At 68.3% G+C, this 7,960-nt stretch carries 5 protein-coding genes; 4 read left to right on the top strand and 1 reads right to left on the bottom strand.

Going from position 1 to position 7,960, the window contains the following annotated elements; genetic code table 11:
* The 4 genes from AC1D12_RS17790 to AC1D12_RS17775 all read left to right on the top strand — a co-directional run.
* A partial coding sequence (locus tag AC1D12_RS17790; protein WP_477841924.1) for a calcium-binding protein occupies positions 1–3,987 on the top strand: 3,987 nt, incomplete at its 5' end.
* Positions 3,984–5,342 carry an HlyD family type I secretion periplasmic adaptor subunit gene (locus AC1D12_RS17785; protein ID WP_477841922.1) on the top strand — a complete coding sequence of 453 codons (1,359 nt, stop codon included), beginning with the start codon at positions 3,984–3,986 and terminating at the stop codon, positions 5,340–5,342. The genes AC1D12_RS17790 and AC1D12_RS17785, both read left to right, overlap by 4 nt.
* A gap of 15 nt (positions 5,343–5,357) precedes the next feature.
* Positions 5,358–7,007 carry a hypothetical protein gene (locus tag AC1D12_RS17780; protein WP_477841920.1) on the top strand — a complete coding sequence of 550 codons (1,650 nt, stop codon included), beginning with the start codon at positions 5,358–5,360 and terminating at the stop codon, positions 7,005–7,007.
* Positions 7,008–7,096: 89 nt separating this feature from the next.
* Positions 7,097–7,447, top strand: a complete 351-nt coding sequence (locus tag AC1D12_RS17775; RefSeq protein WP_477841919.1) for a hypothetical protein — start codon at positions 7,097–7,099, stop codon at positions 7,445–7,447.
* Here the strand turns inward: AC1D12_RS17775 and AC1D12_RS17770 are convergent.
* The coding region (locus AC1D12_RS17770) for a response regulator (RefSeq protein WP_477841917.1) at positions 7,400–7,960 on the bottom strand (561 nt) is incomplete at its 5' end. The two genes, AC1D12_RS17775 and AC1D12_RS17770, sit on opposite strands and share 48 nt — an antisense overlap.

The raw sequence follows: 7,960 nt of genomic DNA, 5'->3' as shown, positions 1-7,960 counted from the left end.
CTGGTGGGCGGCAGTGGCAACGACACCTACCGCTTCAGCTCGGGTTTCGGCACCGACACCGTGGACGACACCGCAGGCACCCCTGGCGAGACCGATCGCATCGAATTCGACGCCACCCTGCCGGTGGGCGCCGCGCGCTTCATCCGCAACGGTGCCGACCTGTTCGTGATGTTCCAGGGCAGCGGCGACCAGTTGACGGTGAAGCAGTTCTTCACCAACGCGAGCCGCCAGCAGATCGCCWTCGCCGACGGCACGTCGTACGAGCGCGGCACCGTTCCGTTCGTCGGCCTGCAAGACCTGATGACGCAGGGTGATGACACGTTCGAGGTTCCTGGCGACGGCAACGTCACCCTCGATGCCCTGGGCGGCAACGATGCGATCCGCGGCGGGGCCGGCAACGACACGCTGGCAGGTGGCAGCGGTGACGACACGCTCACTGGAGGCAACGGCGATGACGTGCTGGAAGGCGGCACCGGATCCGACCAGCTCGTCGGCGGTGCCGGCAGCGACACCTACGTCTTCCACAAGGGCGATGGCGTGGATACGCTGGAGGACGCCTCCACGATCGGCACCAACCGCATCGTGCTGGCCGATGTGCATGAAAGCGAGTTGACGCTGGCCAACGATGGCGGAGGCCTGGTGCTGCGCTATGGCTCGGGAGACCAGATCACTCTGAGTCCGCAAAGTCGCCTCGGCGCCATCCAGTTCGCCGACGGTACGGTGTGGAGCGACGGGGAGATCACGGCGCATCTTCCGTTCACGGAGATCGGCACCGCCGGCAACGACCGGATCGACGGAAACGGCAGCAGCACGCGCCCGCAGGACATCCACGGCCTCGGTGGTAACGACACACTGGTCGGCGGGTACGGGAACGACAGCCTGTATGGCGACGAAGGAAGGGATTGGCTGTACGGCGGCGCAGGCAACGACCTGCTCGACGGCGGTGACGATGCCGACACGCTCCAGGGACAGGGCGGCAATGACGTCCTGGACGGTGGCAGTGGAGATGACGAGCTTTTCGGTGGGGATGGCGACGACACCTTGCATGGCGGAGCCGGCAACGATCGGTTGTCCGGCGATGGCGGAGCCGATGTCCTGCATGGCGACGATGGCAACGACCTCCTGAATGCAACGGCCAACGATGATGGCCGCTCATCGTCCCTCTATGGCGACGCGGGCGACGACCGATTGGTTGGCAGCAACGGCAGCGAGCGGCTTGACGGCGGCGACGGGAGCGACACTTTTGGCTACAACATCGGCTGGGGCGACGCCGTCGACACCATCGTCGGCGGCCAGGGCGACGACACCTTCTCGCTGGAATCCACCCGCTCTGCCGACTTTGTGTTCGCGCAGGGCGATGGCCACGACCTATTCCGTCAAACGCAGTACCTGGCCGATGGCGCTGCCGCCGACGGAACCTTGCGTGTCACGTTCGCGGCCGGCGTGGCCGCGTCGTCCCTGAAGCTCGTGGGACTGACCGCCGTGCCCGCGAACGACGTCTATGCAGCCAACATGGCGCTCACGTTCACCTACGGCACGCAGGGCGACACGATTTCCTACGCACTCGACGGCCGGGCGATCCGCCCGAACATGGTTAACAGCCTGCCGACCTTCGTGTTCGCCGACGGAACGGTGCGCAGCGCGTCCTCCCTGATGCCGGCCAGCATGGCCGACCTGCCCGTCATCGGTTCGGCCGCCGGCGAGGTGCTGTTCAGCACCGGCACCTGGACGGCCGCCGACGGTGGCACCGTGCTGGGCATCTCCAACCGCCTCACCGGCGGCAAGGGTGACGACACGCTGGTCGGCCTGGAAGGCAACAACACCTACCATTTCGACCGGGGCGATGGCAAGGATCTGATCTATGAGTACGGTGGCAACGACGTGATCGAGTTCGGCGCCGGCATCACGCCCGAGAACCTGAAGCTGAGCGCTGTCACCTACAACGCGGCTGGCAGCCTTACCTCCGACCGGATCCTGGAGGTGGACCAGGGCGGTGGCCAGATCCGCATCAGCAGCACGGGCGACAACCAGGACTACCGTCCGCGCAGCGGGTATGCAGACGTGGGCAAGTTCGAGTCGTTCCGCTTCGCCGACGGCACCGTGCTGGACTGGACGCAACTCGTGGCGCGGGCCGGCAGCTTCACGGTCCTGCCCGACGTGAATGGCCGGGTCCTGGTCGGCACCGAATTCAACGACCGGCTGGAAGGCGGCGTCGGCGAGCAAAGCCTGCAGGGCGGCGCCGGGGTCGACACCTACGTCTTCAAGCGTGGCGATGCGGTGGTGGCCGCGGCCGGTGACATCTCGGGCGCCGACCTGATCCTCGACACCTCGATCGGCAACATCATCGAGTTCGGCCCCGGCATCGCGGCCGGCGACCTGCGCTTCCGCCGCTTCGGGCCGAAGCTGCTGATCGACGTGCTCGGCGGCGCCGCGCCGGAGACCATCGGCGTCGACTACTTCGACGACCCGCGTCGCCTGTCGACCTTCCGCTTTGCGGATGGCAGCACGCTGGACGTGTCGCAGGGCATCCGCATCGCGCTGGCCGGCACCGATGGCGACGACGTGATGAACGGCACGGCCAACAGCGACTACTTCGACGGCGGGGCGGGCAACGACCAGCTCAACGGCAAGGCCGGCAACGACTGGCTGCTGGGCGGGGCAGGCAACGACAAGCTGGACGGCGGCGCCGGTGTCGACGACATGGCAGGCGGGATGGGCGATGACACCTACGTCGTCGACGACAGCGGCGACACGATCACCGAGAACGCCGGCGAGGGGCTCGACGCGGTGCAATCGACCGCCAGCTACATCCTGTCGGCCAATGTCGAGAACCTGACGCTGGGCGGCAGCAGCGGCCTGTCGGGCACCGGCAACGCGTCGGCCAACAAGATCACCGGCAACAGCGGCGCGAACCGCCTGGACGGCAAGGAGGGCGTGGACACGCTGATCGGCGGCGCGGGCAACGACACCTACGTGGTCRATGATGCGCTCGACAGCATCACCGAGGCCTCGGGCGGGGGTACCGACACCGTCGAAGCCAGCGTGAACTACTCGCTGCTGGACAACATCGAGGCCCTGACGCTCACCGGCAACGGCAACACCACGGCCACCGGCAACGGCGCGGCCAACACGCTGATCGGCAATGCCGGCAACAACGTGCTTGACGGCAAGGGCGGGCTCGACAACATGGCTGGTGGCGCCGGCAACGACACCTACTACGTCGACACGGCCAACGAGGTCACCACCGAGTTGGCCGGTGGCGGCACCGACACGGTGATGAGCACCATCAACTGGGTGCTGGCCGCCAACAACAACATCGAGAACCTGACGCTGCTCAACGGCAACGCGATCGATGGCACCGGCAACGGCCTGGACAATCTGCTGTTCGGCAATGCGGGCGTCAACGCGCTGAAGGGCCTGGAGGGCAACGACACCTACAGCAGCGGTGCCGGCAACGACACGATGACGGACAACTCCACGACGTCGAATGACGTCTACCGTTGGGGCCGTGGCGACGGGCAGGACACGATCACCGATGCGGGCGGCAGCGACCGCATCGAGATCGGCACTGGCATCAGCGCGGCGCAGCTGACGCAGACGCGCAGCGGCAACAACCTGGTTCTGGGCATCAGCGGGGTGACGGCCGACAAGCTGACGATCACGAACTGGTACGTGGGCACGGCCAACAAGATCGAAACGATCAAGCTGGCCGACGGCACGGGGGTTCCGGTGACGGCGTCGGCAGTCGGCACCACGGCGGCACCGACCGAGAAGGCCCTGCCGGCGACGCGTCGTTTCGCGTTGCTCTCGCCCTGGGATGCGATGCACGCGGAGACGGCCCTCGGCGAGCGCCGGCCGCAGGCCTTGCCGACCTTGATCACGGGCCAGGACACCGGCCTGCACGACGACGCGGTGGTGGCTGCGCTCACGGCGGCGCCGGGCCGGGCATTGTGGCGTGGCACGGAGCCGCGGAAGGCGTTGCTGTGACCGCGGCGTCGGCAAGCTGGGGCCTGAGCCCCGAGGCCCTCGACTTCGCGCCCGACCTGCTGGCGATCCAGGAGCGGCCTCCGGCGCGCCTGCCGCGGGCGCTGTTGCTCACCGTGGCGGCGCTCGTCGGGCTGCTGCTGGCCTGGGCCGCTTTTGCGCAGCTCGACATCATCGCGACGGCCGAGGGCCGGCTCGTGCCGGTGAGCTTCACGAAGGTCGTGCAGCCGGCCGAGGCCGGTGTCGTCACCGACATCCTGGTGAAGGAGGGCGACGCGGTGAAGGAGGGGCAACTGCTGGTGCGCATGGACGCGCGGGCGTCGCAGGCCGACACCGAGGCGCTGGGGCGCGAGGTGGCGCTGAAGAAGCTGACGCTGCGGCGCATCGAGGCCGAGCTGGCAGACCGCCCGCTGCTGCCGGGCCTTGGCGAACCGGCCGCGCTGTATGCGCAGGTCGACGCGCAGTTCCGCGCGCGCCGCCAAGCCTACCTCGACGGCATCGCGCAAGAGGAGCAGACCCGCGCCCGCGCGCAGGCCGACCTGCTGGCCGCGCAGCAGCAGCTCTCGAAGATCGCGCAGACCCTGCCGAGCTACCAGCAGTCGGCACAGGCCTACCGGCAACTGGTGAAGGAGGGCTTCGTCGGCGAGCTGGCCGCCAACGAGAAGGGCCGCGAGGCCATCGAGCGGGAGCAGGACCTGAAGGTGCAGACCGCCAACGTGCAGAGCGGCGCGCTGGCCGTCGCGCAATCCGAGCGCAAGCTGGCGGCGCTGCGTTCGCAGTACCGCTCGCAGCTGGAGAACGAGCGCATCGACACGCTGGCGCTGCTCAACCGCAGCGACCAGGAGCTGCAGAAGTCCACGGTGCGTGCCGGGCAACTGGAGATCCGCGCGCCGAACGCCGGCATCGTGAAGGACCTGGCGACGACGACCCGCGGCGCGGTGGTGTCGGCCGGCGCACTGCTGATGACCATCGTGCCGCAGGACGAGCCGCTGCAGGCCGAGGTGCAATTGCGCAACGAAGACGTCGGCTTCGTCAGCGTGGGGCAGCCGGTCAAGGTGAAGGTGGCCGCCTACCCGTTCCAGAAATACGGCCTGCTCGACGGGCGCGTGATGCTGGTGAGTGCCGACGCGGTCGATCCGAAGCAGCAGCCGGCGCAGCCCGGTCAGCCGCCGCTGAACTACCGCGCCGTCGTGCAGATCGACACGCACCAGCTGCAGAGCATGGCGACCGGCGAACGGCTGGCGCTGAACCCAGGCATGGCGATCACGGCCGAGGTGCAGCAGGGGCGGCGATCGGTCATCGAGTACCTGCTGTCGCCAGTGCGCAAGCTGGGGCAGGAGGCTGCGCGTGAGCGGTGACCGGGAGATGCGCGGTTGACGACGACGCTCGCACGCACCGCCTTCCTGCCCCGTCGCCCGTTGAGCGACAGGGAGCGGCACGACTTCGCGGCGCGGCGCGATCGCCTCTTCGCCTGCTGCACGCCGGCCGAGCAGCGACGCCTGGTCGCCGCGGCGCTGTGGTACGAGGCGCACGACCCGCGCTTGCTCGCGAGGCCCAATCGGCTCGGCGAGAGCTATCTGGCCGTGTTCCAGCACCGCTACACGCCCTTCCTTCACCCGAAGCCGCCGAGCCTCCTCACCCGCCTGCTGGCGAAGGCGTCCACGGTGATCGTCAACGTCGAGAACTGGCGCGACCTGCGCATGCAGGCGGGCTTCGTTGCGCACCTGTCCCGGGCGTTCGGCGACGGCGCGGCGGACGAGCTGCTGGGCGCCGTGCACTTCCTGCGCCTGTTGCAACTGCAGGTCGGGCACGGCCAGAAGGATTTCGAGCGGCGATTGGAGGCGCTTGCCTTCGAATGCGCAACGGACGTGCGCGTGCCGGTGGCGCGAAGGTTCGACGCCGTGCGGCGCTGCATGCTGTGGCCCAGGGATGCAACCGGCTGGGCGAGCCTGCCCGACATGGGCCTGCATGCGTGGCGGCTGCTGCAGGAGCTGGCGGACGCCGACATGCAGGCCGCCGTGCGGCTGATCGATCAGCAGGGGGAGCGCCGGGCGTCGCCGGACCTCTTTCCGACGCTCTGCCTGCACGAAGACCCGCAACTGGCATATCGGCTGGCCATCAAGTTCCGACCGCATCGCGCCGACTTTGCCGCATCGATGCTGCGCACGTCGATCTGGTACCTGTCATTCCAGCGGTCGAAGCTGCCTGCCGCCGATGTGCAACCGTTGATGAACGCATCCTGCCTGCTGCTGGCGCAATGGGCCTCTGAAGACGGAGGGCTGGGTGCCGGGGAGGTTCTGGAAGCGACGGAGAGCCTGTTCCGGTTCGGCGATCCGGGGGCGCCCTACTGGCGTGAACTCGCACCGCGCTGCATGCCGCTTCTGCGAGCCCTGCAAGCTGCAGAACTGCCGGCGCGATTGCGACTGCTGGCGAGCGTGGCCGTCTACGTGGCCCCCATCGATCCGTTGGCCACCGAGGCGAGGGCGCTGATCGAGGACGTCATCTGCGGCAAGACCGTTGCGCTGTCCGGAGCGACCCAGGATCTGGACTCCTGCATATCGGACATCTGCCGTTCGACACTGGACGTGCTCGAGGACAAGATGCTGTCCTGGCGGAACCGGCAGGTGCCCGCCGTTGCGGATCATCCGCTGCTGGCCTCAGTGGATGGCGCGCTGGACGCGCTGTTGGAGCACCTGACGGCCGCCGAGCCGCATCGCGCCCTGTCGCATCGGGTGGCATGGATTCGTGGCCTGTCTCACCGGGAGCTGATTCGCAAGCACCATCGGCTGCTGCGTGAACGATTCGAGGAGCTGGCCCGCTCCTGCCCCGACGATGCGGGCCTGGCGCTGAAGCAGTTGATCGCGTATTGCGGCTACAGCCAGGCGGATGACGAAGAGTACAAGAAGGATCTTTGTCGCGAGTCGTTCGAGTTGCTGCTTCCTCTGCTGGATGCGATCTCTCCGGCGGATGCGAGCGTTGCGCGGACGGGGGTCGGCTGGAGTGCCCTCAATGGAATCTTCTAGCGCCCCTGCTCGATCCAGCTTGAGAAAATGATCGTGGCAACAGATCCGGAAATCTTCAAGTCTTTGGGCCAGCGAAGGAGGTGAATCGCGTGGCACCCATCGCATTCCTGATCGTCTATATCGCACTCACTGGCCTCTTCCTGGTCTGGGCAGGCCGGCAACCCTTGTCCGTCCAGTGCGGGCTTCTCGTGTTTCTTTCGCTGGTCCCGCTCGGCAGTTTCGGCGCAGTCTTCTTTCTGGTTGGTCGGACGGTTCATGAGGGAGTCGCTGCGGCCTATTGGCTGCCGGCATTCGCCCTCGCGCTGCCTGCGCTGGCCGTGGCGTGCATGGTGCTCATGGGCGCGTTCCACCAGAAACCCCGGACGCTGCGCCCCCTCGGGGTCATCGTTCTCTCAGGCCTGCTGGCGGTGGCTCCGGTCGTCGTCATGAGTCGCGGGTGAAGACGCTGGCGCAGCAGGCCGCGCGGGAGCGCTGAGCCCGGCCAGCCAGGCCCGCAGCGTTGGCGCGTCGAACGGCTTCTGCAGGAAGGGCCGGCCGTCGCGCCAGCCGGGCTGCATGCCGAGGGCCTGGTCCGGCATCGCGGACATCAACGCAACGCGCAACAGCGGCCACTCGCGCGCCACTTCCTGCGCCAGCTGCACGCCGCTGATGCCATCGCCCAGCCGCACGTCCGACAGCAGCAATTGCGGCAGCGGCGCCTCGCGCAGTGCCTGCAGCGCCTGCTCGGCACCTTCCGCGGTGCGCACCGTGCAGCCGGCGGCCTGCAGCATCTCGGCCACGGTGCTGCGGAACTCGTCGTCGTCGTCCACCAGCAGCACCGACGAGATGGCCAGCGGCGCGGCCGTGGCACCGGGCGTGCCGGCCGGCGCGGGCGCCGCTGCCGCACCGAGCGGAAAGCGCAGCGTCACGCTCGTGCCCTCGCCGACCCGGCTCGCGAGTGCGATGCGCCCGCC

The organism is Rhizobacter sp. P1_G5 (genome assembly GCF_056405435.1).
This window is presented reverse-complemented; position numbering and strand designations above follow the sequence as displayed.